Below are 16,266 nucleotides of genomic sequence, written 5' to 3'. Positions count from 1 at the left end.
CGTCACGCGCATCGCGTCACTTGTTGAGGATCTTCGAGAGCACGAGATAGGCCGCGCCCGCCACGAACAGCCCGACGAACCACGCATAGGTGTAGATCGTGGCGAAGACCGGCGCGGTGCCCGCCGTCAGCCCGACACCCGCGAGAAAGCCCGGCAGGTTCGGCAGGATGCCGATCACCAGAGCGCCGATCCCGGCCCAGTTGACACCGCCCCGGCCCGCATAGATGCCATCCATGCGGAACAGCTCGGCCACCTCCAGCCTGGTTTTCCGCAGCAGGTAGTAGTCCGCCAGCATCACGCCGCCGATCGGACCCAGAAGCGCCGAATAGGCGATCAGCCAGCCGCCGATATGGTCGACGAGGATCCACGGGAACATCGCGATCCCGATCCCGGCGGTGATATAGCCGCCGCGCTTGAGGTTGATCCTGCTCGGCGCGAGGTTCGAGAAACCGTGCGAGGGGGCCACGACATTGGCCGCGAGGTTGGTGGTCAGCGTCGCCACGATCAGCGCGAAGAGCGCGATGACGATCGAGACGCCGCCCATCCGCTCGGCCAGCTGGATCGGGTCCCAGATCGCCTCGCCATAGATCACGATCGTCGCCGAGGTCACCGCCGAGGCGATGAAGGCGAACAGCGCCATCGGGATCGGCAGGCCGATCAGCTGGCCGAGGAACTGGTCCTTCTGGCTCTTGGCGTGGCGGGTGAAGTCGGGGATGTTGAGCGCCAGCGTCGCCCAGTAGCCGATCATGCCCGTAAGCCCCGGCCAGAACGCCATCCAGAACTCGCCCTCGCGGGGCTGACCGGGGTCGAAGGCGCTGGGCGTGGAGAGCATCGGGCCGAAACCACCGGCGGCGAACCAGGCCCATGCCAGAAGCGCGAGACCCATCGCCAGGAGGAACGGCGCGGCATAGGTTTCAAGCCAGCGGATCGATTCCGTGCCGTGGGTGATGAAGTAGAGATGCAGGCCCCAGAAGGCGAGGAAGCAGACGAATTCGCCGAGGCTGATCCCGAGAAAGGCCAGCGCCTCGCCGGCCAGAGCGCCCCCGGTGAGCGTGTTGAGGATCACGAAGATCGCCGAGCCGCCGACCCATGTCTGGATGCCGAACCAGCCGCAGGCGACGATGCCGCGCGCCACGGCCGGGATCTTGGCGCCGGTGGGACCGAAGGAGGAGCGCAGCAGCACCGGGAACGGGATGCCGTATTTCGTCCCGGCATGGCCCAGAAGAACCATCGGGATCAGCACGATCGCGTTGGCCGCGAGGATGGTCAGCACCGCCTGGTCCCAGCTCATGCCGGAATTGATCAGGTAGGAGGCCAGAAGATAGGTCGGGATGCAGACCACCATGCCGACCCAGAGCGCGGCGATGGCGAGCCAGTTCCATGTCCGTTCGGCCGCCGTGGTCGGCAGCTGGTCCTCGTTATAGAGCCTCGGGTCCATGCCGGCGGTATCGTGGCGCGCCTGCGCCCCCGCCCGTGCCGCGGCGATCCCGGCAGTGATATCCGTCATTTCCGTCTCCTCCTTGTTGTTGGTCTTCCGGCGTCTTTTATTTTTCTTGCCGGAAAAGAAAATGCCCCCAAAAGCAATGGGGGCATTTCGTGTCAGACGCAGGCCGGCATGTTCTCCGGGCGCCGCTCCACCTTGCGCGGCGCGGTCACCTCCTTCCACTTCGACAGCGCCTTGTTCACCTCCGGGAAGGCGGGGCGCTTGACGAAGCGGCCATGGCCGGGCGTGGCGCAGACCTTCCCGTCATCGACCGCGAGCGTGCCACGGCTCAGCACGTGGCGCGGCAGGCCGGTGACCTCGCGCCCGGCGAAGACGTTGTATTCCACGACCGATTGCTGGGTCTCGGGCGAAATTACCTTCGACTTCTTCGGATCCCAGACCACGATGTCGGCATCCGAGCCCTCGAGGATCGCGCCCTTCTGCGGGTAGATGTTGAGGATCTTGGCGATGTTGGTCGAGGTGACGGCGACGAACTCGTTCTTGGTCAGCCGCCCGGTGTTCACCCCTTCGGTCCAGAGGACCGGCATCCGGTCCTCCAGCCCGCCGGTGCCGTTCGGGATCTTGGTGAAATCGTCGATGCCGGTGCGCTTCTGGTCGATGGTGAAGGCGCAGTGATCGGTCGCCACCACCTGCAGCGAGCCCGCCTGCAGCCCGGCCCAGAGGCTGTCCTGGTTCGACTTGTCGCGGAAGGGCGGCGACATGACGCGCTGGGCGGCGTGGTCCCAGTCGGGGTTGCGATACTCGCTGTCGTCGAGCACGAGGTGCTGGATCAGCGGCTCGCCATAGACCCGCATGCCCTTTTGCCGCGCGCGCCGGATCGCTTCATGCGCCTGTTCGCAGGAGGTGTGGACGACATAGAGCGGCACGCCCGCCATGTCGGCGATCATGATGGCGCGGTTCGTGGCCTCGCCCTCGACCTCGGGCGGCCGCGACATGGCGTGGCCTTCCGGCCCGCGAATGCCCTGCCCGAGCAGCTTTTGCTGCATGGTGGCGACGACATCGCCGTTCTCGGCATGCACCATCGGCATCGCGCCGATCGCGGCGCAGCGCTGGAAGCTGTCGAACAGCTCGTCGTCATCGACCATCAGCGCGCCCTTGTAGGCCATGAAGTGCTTGAAGGAGTTGATGCCCAGATCGACGACCTGTTGCATCTCCTCGAACACCTGCTCGCCCCACCATGTCACCGCCATGTGGAACGAATAATCGCCGCAGGCGCGCTGCGACTTGGCGTGCCAGCCCTCCAGCGCCTCGAGAAGCGACTGGCCGGGGCTGGGCAGGCAGAAATCGACCACCATCGTGGTGCCGCCGGCGAGGCCCGCGCGGGTGCCGCTTTCGAAATCATCGGCCGAATGGGTGCCCATGAAGGGCATCTTCAGATGCACATGCGGGTCAATCCCGCCGGGCATCACGTAGCAGCCGGTGGCGTCGATCACCTCGTCGCCGGAAAGATCGGCGCCGATCTGCACGATGGTCTCGCCCTCGATGGCGATGTCGGCCTCAAAGCTGCGGTCGGCGGCGACGATGGTGCCGCCCTTGATCACGGTTCTCTTGCTCATGTCTTCACTCCACGATTTCGGCGGTTTCGAGAACGGCGTGCAGCAGCACGTCGCAGCCGGCGGCGGCCCAGTCGCGGCTGATCTCCTCGTCCTCGTTGTGGCTCAGCCCGTCCACGCAGGGGCACATGATCATCGCGGTGGGCGCCACGCGGGCGATCCAGCAGGCGTCGTGACCCGCGCCCGAGATGATCTCGCGATGCGAGAAGCCCAGCTTCTCGGCGGCGCGGCGCACCGCATCGACGCAGCTTTTGTCGAAGGGGACGGGGTCGAAGCCGCCGACCTTCTCGAAGGCGATCTCCAGCTCCATCTCGTCCGCGATACGCTGCCCCTCGACGCGCAGCCGCGCCTCCATGTCCTCGATCACCGAAAGCTCCGGCGAGCGGAAATCGACGGTGAAGACCGCCTTGCCGGGGATCACGTTGCGCGAATTCGGGAAGACCTCGATGTGACCGGCGGCGCCCACCGCGTGCGGCTTGTGGCTCCACGCGATCTCGTCGACCTTCTCGAGGATGCGCGCCATGCCGAGGCCCGCGTTGCGGCGCATCGGCATCGGGGTGGAGCCGGTGTGGCTCTCCTTGCCGGTGACGGTCACTTCGGTCCAGCTCAGCCCCTGCCCGTGGGTGACGACGCCGATATCGCGGCCCTCGGCCTCGAGGATCGGGCCCTGCTCGATATGCAGCTCGAACATCGCGTGCATCTTGCGCTGGCCCACCGGCTCGTCACCGACATAGCCGATGCGGGCCAGCTCGTCGCCGAAGCGCTTGCCGTCGGCATCCTCGCGCGCATAGGCCCAGTCCTGCGTATGCACGCCCGCGAAAACGCCGCTCGACAGCATGGCGGGGGCGAAGCGCGTCCCTTCTTCGTTGGTCCAGTTGACCACGACGATGGGGCGGCGCGGGGTGAGGCCCCGGTCACGGATCGAGCGGACGACCTCGAGCCCGGCCAGAACGCCCAGCACGCCGTCATACTTGCCGCCCGTGGGCTGGGTGTCGAGATGGCTGCCCATCATCACCGGGTCGAGATCGGGCTCCGCCCCTTCGAGCCGGGCGAACATGTTGCCCATGCTGTCGACGCCGACGCGCATGCCGGCCTCCTCGCACCAGCGCTTGAACAAATCGCGCCCCTCGCGGTCGGCATCGGTCAGCGTCTGGCGGTTGTTGCCGCCGCGCAGGCCGGGGCCGATCCTGGCCATCTCCATCAGCGAGTCCCACAGCCGGGCCCCGTCGATCCGGGTGTTGGTCTGGATGTCTTTCATAGGTCCTCCCGTTACGGACCGAAGCGCGGCGGCCCTCCCGGCCACCGCGCCCCGGCCATGATCAGGCGTCGAGCGCCGCGCCGAGCGTGCCGACCAGCTGGTCGATCTCGGATTTCTCAATGATGAGCGGCGGCGACATGGCGATGGTGTCGCCGGTGGTGCGCAGGTGCACGCCCTTGTCCCAGGCGCGCAGATAGGTGTCGAAGGCCCGCTTGGTGGGCTGGTCCGCGAAGGGCTCGAGTTCCACCGCCCCGACGAGGCCGACGGCGCGAATGTCGATCACGCCGGGCTTGTCCTTCAGGCTGAACAGCGCCTCGGCCCAGTAATCCTCCAAGCTCGCGGCGCGCTCGAACAGCGCCTCCTCGCGGTAGGTGTCGAGCGTGGCGAGTGCGGCGGCGCAGGCCATCGGGTTGCCCGAATAGGTGTAGCCGTGGAACAGCTCGATCATGTGGTCGGGCCCGGTCATGAAGGCGTCGTGGATCGCCTCGCTGGCCAGCACCGCGCCCATCGGGATGACGCCGTTGGTCAGCCCCTTGGCGGTGGTGATCATGTCCGGCTCGACGCCGTAGTAATCCGCGCCGAAGGCCCGGCCGAGCCGGCCATAGGCGGTGATCACCTCGTCGAAAATGAGCAGGATGCCGTGCCTGCGGGTGATCTCGCGCAGCTTTTGCAGGTAGCCCTTGGGCGGCAGGATCACCCCGGCCGAGCCGGCCATCGGCTCGACGATCACCGCGGCGATGGTCTCCGCGCCGTGCAGCGCCACCATCCGCTCCAGATCGTCGGCGAGCTCCGCGCCATGCGCGGGCTGGCCGCGGGTGAAACCGTTGCGCGCGATGTCATGCGTGTGCGGCAGGTGGTCGACGCCGCCCAGAAGCGTGCCGAAGGCGCGGCGGTTGTTGACCATGCCGCCCACCGAGATGCCGCCGAAATTGACACCGTGATACCCCTTGTCGCGGCCGATCAGGCGGGTGCGTCCGGCCTCGCCCCGCGCCTTGTGATAGGCCAGCGCGATCTTCAGCGCGGTCTCGACCGACTCCGAGCCGGAATTGGTAAAGAAGACGTGGTTGAGCTTGCCCGGCGCCAGATCGGCGAGCCGCGAGGCCAGTTCGAAAGCCTTGGGATGGCCCATCTGGAAGGCGGGCGCGTAGTCGAGCTCCTCGACCTGCCGCTGCACGGCCTCGGTGATGCGCGGCGCGCGGTGGCCGGCATTGACGCACCACAGCCCGGCGGTGCCGTCCATGACGCGTCGCCCGTCGGTGGTGGTGTAATACATGCCCTCGGCGCTGGCGATCATGCGCGGGTTGTCCTTGAACTGCCGGTTGGCGGTAAAGGGCATCCAGTAGGCGCCGAGGTCGTTGCGGATCCTGGTTTCTGCGTTCATCTCGTCATTCCCTTGAACGATGGTCTCCTCGGGCGATCGGGCGGGCAGCCCGTCTCGCGGCCTGCGGGCGGCGCCGCGCGCGGGGTGGTCGCGAAAAAGGGCGTGGCCCCGTGGCCGGAAGCCTCCGGCACCGTGACCATGCCGCATGGCAATGGCCCGCCGGGCCTGCCCGGCGGGCGGCCACCGGCCAGCCGGCAGCCAGCGCTTCTGGCGCTTCCATCATCACGGCCTTGCCCTCCCATTGCCTCCGGGCGCCCTCCCAAGCGCCGCGTGAAGCTCCCCCGGACTATCCGCGTTGTTTTATCTAGTAGTCAATTATTTTGATGATCAGAAGACATGAGCAAGACATATGCCACTGATAAGAAACAATATTAATTTTGATTAATCTGTTTTTTGACTTGTTGCTAAAAATAGTTTTGACAAGTCGCGTCGAGATCGCTCAGCCTTGAGGGCAGGAGGAGATCATGACCAGCCACTTGCCCAGCAGCGGCGCGCCGCTTGCCGAAACCGGGGATCTCGACGCCCTGATGGCCCAGGCCCGCCAGATCCGCGACGCGGCCTGGGGCCGCCGGGTCACCTATTCGCGCAAGGCCTTCGTGCCGCTCACCAACATGTGCCGCGACACCTGCGGCTACTGCACCTTCGTCAAGCACCCTTCCTCGCCCGAGGCGCGGATCATGACGCCCGAACAGGTGCTCTCCGAGGCGCTGCGCGGCGAGCGCGAGGGCTGCAAGGAGCTTCTGTTCAGTCTCGGGGAAAAGCCCGAGCTGCGCTACGAAGCGGCGCGCAAGGGGCTGGAACGGCTGGGGTATTCGAAGCTCACCGACTATTTGCGCGACATGTGCGCGCTGGTGCTGCGCGAGACCAGCCTCTTGCCGCATGTCAATGCCGGCACGCTCACCGATGACGAGATCGACCTGTTGAAACCGGTCTCGGCCTCGATGGGCATGATGCTGGAGACCGTCAGCCGCCGCCTGACCCGCAAGGGCCAGCCGCACCACGCCTGCCCCGACAAGACGCCGGTGCAGCGGCTGCGCACGCTGGAGCGCGCGGGGCAAAAGCGCGTGCCCTTCACCACCGGGTTGCTGATCGGCATCGGCGAGACATGGGAGGAACGGATCGAGGCGCTGCAGGCGATCAACGCCGCCCATGCGCGGCACGGCCACGTGCAGGAGGTCATCATCCAGAATTTCCAGCGCAAGCCCGACATCGAGATGGCCAACCACCCCGAGCCGGGGCTCGAAGACATGCTGCGCACCATCGCTGCGGCGCGGATCATCCTGTCGCCCGAGATCAGCTTGCAGGCGCCCCCGAACCTGAGCGCGCGTCACATCGCCTATCTCGACGCGGGCATCAACGATTGGGGCGGCATCTCGCCCGTCACCATCGACTTCATCAACCCGCAGCACGACTGGCCCGAGATCCGCAGCCTCGCGCGGTCCTGCGACGAGGCCGGTTTCGAGCTGCGCGAAAGGCTCACCGTCTACCCGCGATACCTCACCGGGGATGCGGGCTTCATCAACGCCTCCGTGCGGGCCCGGGCGCTCGGCATGGCCGGCAATACCGGGCTGGCGCGCGAACAGCGGCACATCGGAGAGACAGCATGACCTACCAGTCGAAGACCCGGCAGTTCGCCTGCGATCCCGCCGCCGTGGGCGGCGCCTCGCCGGCCATCCGCGCGATTCTCGAAAAATCGCTCTCTGGCGGCGAGGTGAGCGTGGAGGAAGGCGTCGCGCTGTTCCGGGCCGAAGGGGCGGATATCGACGCCGTCTTTCGCACTGCCGACACGCTGCGTCGCCGTGCCAATGGCGACCGGGTCAGCTTCGTCGTCAACCGCAACATCAACTTCACCAATATCTGCTACATGGGCTGCAAATTCTGCGGCTTTGCCAAGCGGAGCGAGGACAAATCCGCCGAGTGGCTGGAGCCCGAGCAGATCGTCGAGCGCGCGCAGCAGGCCTGGGATCGCGGCGCGACCGAGGTCTGCATCCAGGGCGGGCTGCACCCCCGCATGGAGGGCACCTATTATCGCGACATCATCCGTGCGATCAAAGCCGCCCTGCCCGGCATGCACATCCACGCCTTCTCGCCCTTCGAGATCTGGTACGGCGCGTCCAAGACCAGGATGTCCTATCGCGACTTCCTGACCGATCTGAAGGAGGCCGGTCTCGATTCGATGCCCGGCACCGCGGCCGAGATCCTCGACACCGAGGTCCGGATGCAGCTCACCACCAACAAGCTTTCGGCCGAGCGCTGGGTCGAGATCATCCGCACCGCCCACGAGGTCGGCATCCCCACCACCGCGACGATCATGTATGGCCATGTCGACGCGCCCGAGCACTGGGCCGCGCATATCGCGCTGTTGCGCGACATCCAGAAGGACACCCGCGGCTTTACCGAGCTGGTGCCGCTGTCCTTCGTGCACACCGATTCGCCGCTCTACGCCCAGAACCCCGACAAGGTCCGCCCCGGCCCGACGGCGCAGGAGGTCGACCTGATGCACGCGGTGTCGCGGATCATGCTGCATGGCTGGATCGACAACATCCAGGTGAGCTGGACCAAGCTCGGCGCGGCGCGGGCCCAACAGATGCTGTCGCGCGGGGTCAACGATCTGGGCGGCACGCTGATGAACGAGAGCATCTCGCGCGCGGCCGGATCGAACCACGGTCAGGAGATCACCGCGAAGGAACTGGTGCGGATGATCCGCGCGGCAGGCCGCGTGCCGGTGCGCCGCAACACCGTCTATGACGTGCGCGAGGTATTCGAGCATCACGACCCCGAAGAGCTGGCGCCGCTGGTGGACCGCAAGGGCCGCGACCCGCTGGCCTTCATGGAGATGTTCCCCGAAGCCCCCGCCGCGGTCGAGGTAGCCCGATGAGCCCGCGCAAGGTCTGCCTGCTCGCCGGCGGTGTCGGCGGCGCCAAGATGGCCGAGGGGCTTGCCGCCCATGACGACGTGGCGCTGTCGGTGATCGGCAACGTCGCCGACGACGACAGCTTTCACGGGCTCTGGGTCTCGCCTGACATCGACACGCTGACCTACAGCCTCGCCGGGCGGATCGACCGCGCGCAGGGCTGGGGCGTCGCCGATGAAGGGCACCGGGCGCTGGAGACGCTCGATCTTCTCGGCGCGGAGACCTGGATGTCGCTGGGCGACCGCGATTTCGGCCTGCACATCCACCGCACGATGCGGCGCGGACGCGGCGACCGGCCCTCGGACATCGCCCGCGACGTGGCCCGCGCCTTTGGCGTGAAACCTGCGATCCTGTTGCCCACCGACGACGTGGTGCAGACCCGGCTGCGCACGACCGACGGGCGCTGGCTGAGCTTTCAGGAATATTTCGTGCGCGAGCGCTGCGCGCCCGAAATCCGCGAGATCGCCTTTTCCGGCATGGACATGGCGCGGCCTACGCCCGAGGCGCTGACCGCCATCGCCGGGGCCGACCTGATCGTCATCGCGCCGTCGAACCCGCTGGTAAGCATCGCCCCGATCCTCGGCATTCCCGGCATTGGCGAGGCGCTGCGCGCCGCCGACGCGCCCAAGATCGCGGTCAGCCCCTTCATCGCAGGAAAGGTGGTCAAGGGGCCCGCCGACCGGATGATGGCGGCGCTGGGGCTGCGCGCCGACGCGCTTGGCGTGGCGCGGCGCTATCGCGCGCTGGCCGACCGGCTGGTCATCGACCATGCCGACGCCGCGCTTGGCGCCGAGATCGCCGCCGAGGGCCCCGCCCCGCAGTGCAGCGATATCCTGATGAAGACACAGGCCGACAAGGCGCGGCTGGCGCGCGAGATCCTCGATCTCGCCTTCGCGCCCGTGGAGGCGGTGGCATGAGCGGCGCGGGCAAACGCCTCGTCGCGATCCCGATGAAGGATCCGCGCGATGCCAAGACCCGGCTCGGCCTCGCGCTGACGCCCGACCAGCGCGGGAAGCTGGCGCTGCGCCTGTTCCGGGCGACGGTCGCCCGGCTGCGCGAGGCGGTGGAGGATCTCGACGCCCAAGTCGACCTCGCCGTGGTCAGCGGCAGCCCGATCATTCGCGACGTGGCCGAGACGCTCGGCCTGACCGTGATCGACGATGGCGGCGCGCCCTCGCTGTCGCTGGCGGTCGAGGCCGCGGCCCACTGGGCGACCGGGCAGGGATACGACGCGCTTTGCGTCCTGCCCGGCGATATCGCCGATCCCGATCCGGTCGATCTCGCGCGGTTGCTGGATCATCCGCTCGATGGCGGCACGGCGGTGATCTGCCCGGCCAAGGATCTCGGCACCAACGCGCTGATGGTGCCGCTGCCCTGCCCCTTTGCCTTTGCCTATGGCACCAGATCGACGATCCGGCACCGCCATGCCGCCGAAGGTGCCGGGCTGACGCCGGTGATGATGCCGCTGGGCAGCCTGCGCATCGATATCGACACGGTGGCCGATCTCGACCACCTGCCCGCGGACCATCTGCGCCGCCCCCGCCGGGAGAATGCACAATGAGCCTGTCGGTCTCTCTCACCGCCATCCCCGGCATCCCCGACATCGGCCATGGCGACGACCTCGCCGCGATCATCGGCGACCGGCTCGACGCGGCTGATCTCGGCCTGCGCCACGGCGACATCCTCTGCGTCGCGCAGAAGGTGTTCTCCAAGGCCGAGGGCTGCATCATTCCGCTCGACACGGTGACGCCCTCCGACGAGGCGCTGCGCTACGCCAATGAGCTCAACAAGGACCCCCGCAAGGTCGAGGTGGTGCTGCGCGAAAGCACCCGCGTGGTGCGCTCGTTCCGCCGCCCCGACCAGAACGAGGGCACGATGATCTGCGAGCATCGGCTCGGCTTCATCTCGGCCAACGCCGCGGTGGACGAGTCGAATTTCAGCGAGGAGAGCGCCGTCATGGTGCTGCCGCCCGACCCGGATGCCAGCTGCGCTGCGCTGCACGAGGCGCTGGCCGAACGCTTCGGCGCGCGGATCGGCGTGGTGATGACCGACACCTTCGGCCGGCCCTGGCGGCTCGGTCAGGTCAATGTCGCGATCGGCCTGTCGAAGGTCCCCGCCACGATCCGCGAGCAGGGCAACACCGACGCCTGGGGCCGCCCGCTGCAGGTCACCGAACCGGCGCTGGCCGACGAGATCGCCGCCGCCTCGGGGCTGGTGGTGCGCAAGGACGGCAAGACCCCCGCGGTGCTGCTGCGCGGCCTCGACTGGACGCCCGCCGAGAGCCGCGGAGCCGACATACTCCGCCAGAAACAAGAGGACATGTTCAGATGACAATCGCGATCATTGGCGGCACCGGGCCGCAGGGACAGGGCCTCGCCCTGCGCTTCGCGCGCGCCGGCGTCGAGGTGGTGCTGGGTGGGCGGGACGGCGTGCGCGCCGCCGCCATCGCCGAGGAACTGCAGGCGCAGCTGCCCACAGATGCCGCGAAGATCCGCGGCCTCGACAACGAGGGCGCCACCGCCGCCGCCGAGGAAATGGTGATCCTTGCCGTCCCCTTCTCGGCCCACAACGCGACGCTTCAAGCGCTGAAACCCGCCCTCGCCGGAAAGATCCTCGTCGACATCGTGGTCCCGCTGGCCGAGGGCGACCCCAAGAAAGTCGCCATGCCGCCCGAGGGCTCGGCCACCGAGGCTGCGCAGGCGCTCCTTGGCGACGAGATCCCGGTGATCGGCGCGCTGCACAACGTCTCGGCGGTGACACTGAAGGCGCTCGATCAGACGATCAACTGCGACATCCTCGTCTGCGGCAACAGCCTCGACGCCCGCAAGAAGGTGATCGAGCTGGTCCGCAAGCTCGGCGTCGAGGCCTACAACGCGGGCGACGCGCAGTCCGCGCGCTGCATCGAGGCGATCACCCCGATCCTGATCCGGCTGAACATCTCGAAGGCCGTGCCCTTCAGCCATGCGGGCATCCGCATCTGCCCGCCCGATCACTGACCAAAAACAACACCATCCATTCTCTAGGGAGGAGAAATCACATGGAATTCGGCATCTGCTTCAAGGGCTTCGTCGAGCCCGAACGCGCCAAGGCTCTCGTCCGCCAGGCCGAGAACGCGGGCTTCGACTATTGCTGGTTCTACGACAGCCACATCCTGTGGCGCGAGAGTTTCGTCGCCATGGCGATGTGCATGGAGCACACCACACGCATGCGCTTCGGCCCGCTTGTGACCAACCCCAACTCGCGCGAATGGTCGGTCGCGGCCTCGCTGTTCGGCTCGCTCGCCAAGCAGTCGAATGGCCGCTTCGACATCGGCCTCGGGCGCGGCGACAGCGCGGTGCGCGTCATGGGCAAAAAGCCCTCGACGCTCAAGCGTCTCGAGGAGTTCACCCATGTGGTGAAGGCGCTGATCCGCGGCGAGGAGGTGCAGTACGGCGAATGCCCCGAGCCGGTGAAGTTCCCCTGGGCCGACGGCTACGAGCTGCCCGTCTGGATCGGCGCCTACGGCCCCAAGGCGCTGGCCTCCGCGGGCCGCGTCGGCGACGGCGTGGTGCTGCAGATCGCCGAGCCCAAGATCGTCAAGTGGCTGGCCGACCAGGCCAAGACCGCCGGGACCGAGGCCGGGCTCGACATGTCGGGTTACAAGGTCATGGCCGCCGCCCCCGCCCATACCGGGCCGATCGACGAGGCAATCGAGAAGGTGAAATGGTTCCCCGCCATGGTCGGCAATCACGTCGCCGACATCGTCGAGAAATACGGCGCCGACAGCGACCAGGTGCCCTCCTCGCTCACCTCCTATATCGAGAACCGCAAGGGCTACGACTACTCCAAGCACGGCCAGAGCGATAACCCGTATCTCGACTTCATCACCGAGGACATCATCAAGAGCTTCTGCGTGCTGGGCACGCCCGAGGAGCACATCACCAAGATCCGCGAACTCGAAGAGGCGGGCACCACGCAGTTCAACATCTATCTCGACAGCGGCGACGAGGAGAAGATCATCGCCGATTACGGCGACACGGTGATCCCCGCCTTCCGCAAGGAAGCGAACAACGTCACCAAGCTGAAGGCCGTGTCCTAAGCCCCCCTGACACGGACGCCGACCGGCGGGCAGCCCGCCCTGCCCGCCGGAACGACACCGCCCCCGTGCGCGGGACCGCTGGTCTTGCCGCGGGAGGTGTGCGATAGGGCACAGGCATTGACCTGTATGAGGGGCTTGGACGGCTCATGGCACGCATGGCGGGCACCAAGCCCCGGACCCGGATCCAGCGCAAGAACACCGAACAGATCCTCGGCGCGGCGCTCGACGCCTTTGCCCAGCACGGCTCGTCCGGCGCCTCGATCAACCTGATCGCCAAGGCGGCGGGGCTGACCACGCCGAACCTGCTCTATTATTTCGAGAGCAAGGACGCGATCCGGCGCGAGCTGCTGGCCCGGACGCTGCAGCTGTGGATGGCGCCTTTGAACATGCTCAGCCCCAATGGCGAGCCGGTTGACGAAATCTGCGAATACATTCGCCGCAAGCTCGACATCTCCAAGAACTTTCCCAAGGAAAGCAAGTTCTTCGCCAACGAGATCCTGAGCGGGCTGCCGCAGTCCAAGAGCGAGATCTTCGAGCCGCTCAAGGAGCTCTACAACGCCAAGATCGCGGTGCTGGAGGAGTGGATCCGCGCGGGCCGCATCGCGCCCGTCGATCCGCACCACCTGCTCTATTCGATCTGGGCCACGACGCAGCATTACGCCGATTTCGACGTGCAGATCGAGGAGATCGCGCCGGACAAGGCCAAGGACCGCTTCGCCGATGCCGAGGCTTTCCTGCTGGAGATGTACCGCAAGCTGCTCACCACCTGAGCGGACGCAGCGCGATCTGGGGTGACGACGGCAGGCCAGCGCCCGCCGTGTCACCACCGGATGCGGCGCGGCGAAGCCTCGGCCCCCGCCGCGCCTGCCTTGGTCAATCGACCACGGGGGCCGCGCAATGCGCACCGGTCGCGGCAAGACCGGAGCCCAGCGCCAGCATGGGCGGCGCCTGATAGGGGTTGAGCGGCGCACTGCCCGCGAGGTCCGCGGCAACAAGCGCCACCACCAGCCCCATGACCGCAAGCGCGACGGGTGTCCGCGTCATGGTTACACCTCCAATCCGAGTTTCGGGCGCAGCTTCACGCCCCAATAGGCCCCGAAGAACGCGGCGGCGAACCACGCCCAGCCATGCAGGCTGCCGGTCGAGACGCCCGAAAAGAACGCGCCGACATTGCAGCCGAAGGCGAGCCGCGATGAATAGCCCAGCAGGAACCCCGCCACGATGGTCGAAGCCCAGGCCAGCGCCGAAAGCTTCGGCAGGCCCTTGCCCAGCCCCCGGCGCCAGACGCTCGCCAGGAACGCACCGCCGATCAGGCCGATATTGGTGAGCGAGGTGACATCGGTGAGGATGCTCTGCTGCAGCCGCTCGGCATTGGTGGGCGCGGTCCAGAAGGCCGAGCCGGACAGATCCGCGCCGACCGCCTGCGCGCCCTTGGCGGCCCAGAGCCCGAGACCATAAACGATGCCCCAAGGCTGGCCCGCGATGACGAGGTTCAAAATCGCCAGAGCGGCGATCACCGCCGCGGCGACCCAGAGCCTGCGGGGAATCCGCCGCGCTTCCTTGGGCGCGAGCCAGAGCACCACAGCCGCCACCGCCGCCAGCCCCGCCAGCGTCGCGATGAGCCCGTCGGTGCCGTCCAGCACCACCACCGGCGCCGTCCCGAGCGAGATCCACCAATCGAGGTTGTAGGCCCCCGCGAAGCTGCCCAGCGCGAAGAAGGGCAGCGCCACCGCGCCGACGACATTGCCGCTTCCGGCATTGACCAGCGTGCCCGACCCGCAGCCCATCACCAGCTGCATCGCGGCGCCGAAGACAAAGGCGCCGCCGACCATGGCGACCCCGATCGGGGCATGCGCGCCGAACAGCTCCTCGCCATTGCTGGCCAGCAGTGGAAACGCCGCCAGCGCCACGAGACCGATCGAGACGAGCTGCGCCAGAAGCCCCGCCGGGTCGCGCCGCAGGATCATCGCGCGCCACGGCCCCGCGAAGCCGAAGCGCAGCCCTTCGAGCGCGATGCCGAAGCCGAGCCCCACCAGCAGCAGCGCGCCGTAGCGCGCCCCCGCCAGCGCCGCGACCGCGAGCGCCGCGATCAGCACCCCGCCGACCAGCAGGCCGCGCCGGGCCATGTCGGATCCGCCGCCCGTCGCGGCCATGCTTGTTTCGGCCATGTGGCCCTCCTCAGAGCGCGTTGGTGATCTGGTTCCAGAGGTTTTCGATCACGCCCGGCGTGTTCTGCATCGGCAGACCGGCATGCGACCAGCCGACCATCGATTCCGGGTAGAGCTTCACGTCGTCGAGCCCGGCCAGCTCGCTCAGCGCGAACCAGTTGGTCGCGGCCCAGTGGCCGGTGTTGCAAAACGAGATCAGCGTGTCGTCATCGGCGAAACCGCCCTCTTCGGCCAGCGCCCGCGCCGCCACCGCGTCGATCAGCGTCGGGTCGTCGGAGAACCAGTTCGAATGGGTGAAATACTCCGATTGCGGCAGAGTGCCGGGCCGCGCCGCGGCCGGGTGCGCGTCTTCGCCGGCCCAGAAGCTTTCGGGCCGCGCATCGACCAGCGTCGCCTGCGCATCGCCCTCGACCACCTGCAGCACGTCGTCTTGGGTGGCGAGCCATTGGTCCGAGAAGCTGACGGTGATCGCGCTCTCCTCGGGGTCGACCGGCTCGGTCGACAGGGCGTTCCCGGCAGCCTGCCACGCGCCGACGCCGCCATTGAGGATCGCGAGATCGCTGACGCCGCTCGACTTCAAGGTCCAGTAGACCCGCGCGGCGGCGCCGAAATCGGTCTCGTCGCGGCCCTGATGGGTGATGACCACGGGGCGGTCGGCGGTGACGCCGAGATCGCGCAGCACCTGGGTCAGCGCATCGTCGGAGGGCACCTGCCCGGGGTTCTCGGCGGGCCCGCGAAACAGCCCGTAGGGCGCGGAGACGGCGCCTTCGACATGGCCTTCGGCATAAGCGTCACCACGGATGTCGAGCACCAGCGGTGCCGCCGTATCGAGCAGCCCGGCCAGTTCCTCGGCGGACACCAGCGGCCCGAAGCCATCTACTTCCTGCGCAAGGGCGGGGCTGGAGAGAAGGGTCGCGGCGACCGCGACTTGGACAAACCTGTTCATCGGACCGGCCTTTCGGTTCAGGGGATACCACCTAGATCTGGAAGGTTCCGGCCGAGTTCAAGCGGCGGTTCCTGCGCCGGATCATGGAAACCGGATTTCTGTTTTCCATGAGAGCCTCAGATGGAACATCATCCTTGGATCAAGCCCGCAAGTTGCACAGGCGTTCCACCCGGCGCGCGGAATAAAAACCTGACATGCCCGCAGCGCGCAGGCCGACGGCAAGACGCGAGAACTGCAGGAGCTTCGCGGCGACCGATGGCATCGCACCCAACCGCACCGCATTGGCGGGCGAAGCAAACCGCCGCGACCTGCTGACCACGCGCAACAAGCCATGGACCGCCTCCATTGTCGGCCGCACGTTGCGCCACCCAGAGGGAGCGCCGTAGGTGCGCGCCCCGCATCGGTAGTCACCCCATCTCATATCCTGGCACCACCGCGCCCCACGCGGCGCTCAAGCGCCCGCA

At 67.6% G+C, this 16,266-nt stretch carries 15 protein-coding genes; 8 read left to right on the top strand and 7 right to left on the bottom strand.

Annotated elements, in window-relative coordinates:
• Nucleotides 1–16 precede the first annotated feature (16 nt).
• The 4 genes from LOKHON_RS12440 to aptA form a co-directional block, all read right to left on the bottom strand.
• A complete protein-coding gene (locus LOKHON_RS12440) occupies nucleotides 17–1,507 on the bottom strand; it encodes an NCS1 family nucleobase:cation symporter-1 (RefSeq protein WP_017926992.1) in 1,491 nt (496 codons plus the stop codon).
• A gap of 92 nt (nucleotides 1,508–1,599) precedes the next feature.
• Nucleotides 1,600–3,060, bottom strand: coding sequence for a dihydropyrimidinase (hydA, locus tag LOKHON_RS12435; RefSeq protein ID WP_017926991.1), 1,461 nt, complete (start codon nucleotides 3,058–3,060; stop codon nucleotides 1,600–1,602).
• 4 nt (nucleotides 3,061–3,064) lie between these two features.
• Nucleotides 3,065–4,315, bottom strand: coding sequence for a Zn-dependent hydrolase (locus LOKHON_RS12430; RefSeq protein ID WP_017926990.1), 1,251 nt, complete (start codon nucleotides 4,313–4,315; stop codon nucleotides 3,065–3,067).
• 61 nt (nucleotides 4,316–4,376) lie between these two features.
• Nucleotides 4,377–5,696 (bottom strand): omega-aminotransferase AptA, encoded by a 1,320-nt coding sequence (gene aptA / locus LOKHON_RS12425; RefSeq protein WP_017926989.1) that lies wholly within the window; start codon nucleotides 5,694–5,696, stop codon nucleotides 4,377–4,379.
• A 464-nt stretch (nucleotides 5,697–6,160) separates the two neighbouring features.
• Between aptA and cofG the strand changes: the two genes are divergently transcribed.
• The 8 genes from cofG (at nucleotide 6,161) to LOKHON_RS12385 (ending at nucleotide 13,458) form a co-directional block, all read left to right on the top strand.
• Nucleotides 6,161–7,303, top strand: coding sequence for a 7,8-didemethyl-8-hydroxy-5-deazariboflavin synthase CofG (gene cofG, locus LOKHON_RS12420; RefSeq protein WP_017926988.1), 1,143 nt, complete (start codon nucleotides 6,161–6,163; stop codon nucleotides 7,301–7,303).
• Nucleotides 7,300–8,574 carry a 5-amino-6-(D-ribitylamino)uracil--L-tyrosine 4-hydroxyphenyl transferase CofH gene (cofH, locus tag LOKHON_RS12415; protein ID WP_017926987.1) on the top strand — a complete coding sequence of 425 codons (1,275 nt, stop codon included), beginning with the start codon at nucleotides 7,300–7,302 and terminating at the stop codon, nucleotides 8,572–8,574. Before cofG ends, cofH begins: the two co-directional genes overlap by 4 nt.
• Nucleotides 8,571–9,527, top strand: coding sequence for a 2-phospho-L-lactate transferase (cofD, locus tag LOKHON_RS12410; RefSeq protein WP_017926986.1), 957 nt, complete (start codon nucleotides 8,571–8,573; stop codon nucleotides 9,525–9,527). Before cofH ends, cofD begins: the two co-directional genes overlap by 4 nt.
• Complete coding sequence (cofC, locus tag LOKHON_RS12405; protein ID WP_017926985.1) at nucleotides 9,524–10,171, top strand: 2-phospho-L-lactate guanylyltransferase; 648 nt, start codon at nucleotides 9,524–9,526, stop codon at nucleotides 10,169–10,171. Before cofD ends, cofC begins: the two co-directional genes overlap by 4 nt.
• Complete coding sequence (gene cofE, locus LOKHON_RS12400; RefSeq protein ID WP_017926984.1) at nucleotides 10,168–10,941, top strand: coenzyme F420-0:L-glutamate ligase; 774 nt, start codon at nucleotides 10,168–10,170, stop codon at nucleotides 10,939–10,941. The genes cofC and cofE overlap by 4 nt, the downstream gene beginning before the upstream one ends.
• Nucleotides 10,938–11,606, top strand: a complete 669-nt coding sequence (npdG, locus tag LOKHON_RS12395; RefSeq protein WP_017926983.1) for an NADPH-dependent F420 reductase — start codon at nucleotides 10,938–10,940, stop codon at nucleotides 11,604–11,606. The genes cofE and npdG overlap by 4 nt, the downstream gene beginning before the upstream one ends.
• Nucleotides 11,607–11,647: 41 nt before the next feature.
• Complete coding sequence (locus LOKHON_RS12390) at nucleotides 11,648–12,688, top strand: TIGR03842 family LLM class F420-dependent oxidoreductase (protein ID WP_017926982.1); 1,041 nt, start codon at nucleotides 11,648–11,650, stop codon at nucleotides 12,686–12,688.
• 146 nt (nucleotides 12,689–12,834) lie between these two features.
• Nucleotides 12,835–13,458 carry a TetR family transcriptional regulator C-terminal domain-containing protein gene (locus LOKHON_RS12385; RefSeq protein ID WP_017926981.1) on the top strand — a complete coding sequence of 208 codons (624 nt, stop codon included), beginning with the start codon at nucleotides 12,835–12,837 and terminating at the stop codon, nucleotides 13,456–13,458.
• Between the two features lie 103 nt (nucleotides 13,459–13,561).
• Here the strand turns inward: LOKHON_RS12385 and LOKHON_RS16310 are convergent, their stop codons facing one another.
• Genes LOKHON_RS16310 through LOKHON_RS12375 form a run of 3 tightly spaced genes read right to left on the bottom strand, consistent with a single transcriptional unit; the run spans nucleotide 13,562 to nucleotide 15,802 of the window.
• Complete coding sequence (locus LOKHON_RS16310; protein WP_169333462.1) at nucleotides 13,562–13,732, bottom strand: hypothetical protein; 171 nt, start codon at nucleotides 13,730–13,732, stop codon at nucleotides 13,562–13,564.
• A gap of 2 nt (nucleotides 13,733–13,734) precedes the next feature.
• On the bottom strand, nucleotides 13,735–14,856 hold the full coding sequence (locus LOKHON_RS12380; RefSeq protein WP_017926979.1) for a YeeE/YedE thiosulfate transporter family protein: 1,122 nt from the start codon (nucleotides 14,854–14,856) through the stop codon (nucleotides 13,735–13,737).
• 10 nt (nucleotides 14,857–14,866) lie between these two features.
• Nucleotides 14,867–15,802, bottom strand: a complete 936-nt coding sequence (locus tag LOKHON_RS12375) for a sulfurtransferase (RefSeq protein WP_017926978.1) — start codon at nucleotides 15,800–15,802, stop codon at nucleotides 14,867–14,869.
• Between the last annotated feature and the right edge of the window lie 464 nt (nucleotides 15,803–16,266).

It is taken from the genome of Limimaricola hongkongensis DSM 17492, from assembly GCF_000600975.2.
Taxonomy (GTDB): domain Bacteria; phylum Pseudomonadota; class Alphaproteobacteria; order Rhodobacterales; family Rhodobacteraceae; genus Limimaricola; species Limimaricola hongkongensis.
The sequence above is the reverse complement of the archived record's forward strand: the minus strand, read 5'-3'. Positions and strand labels throughout refer to the sequence as shown.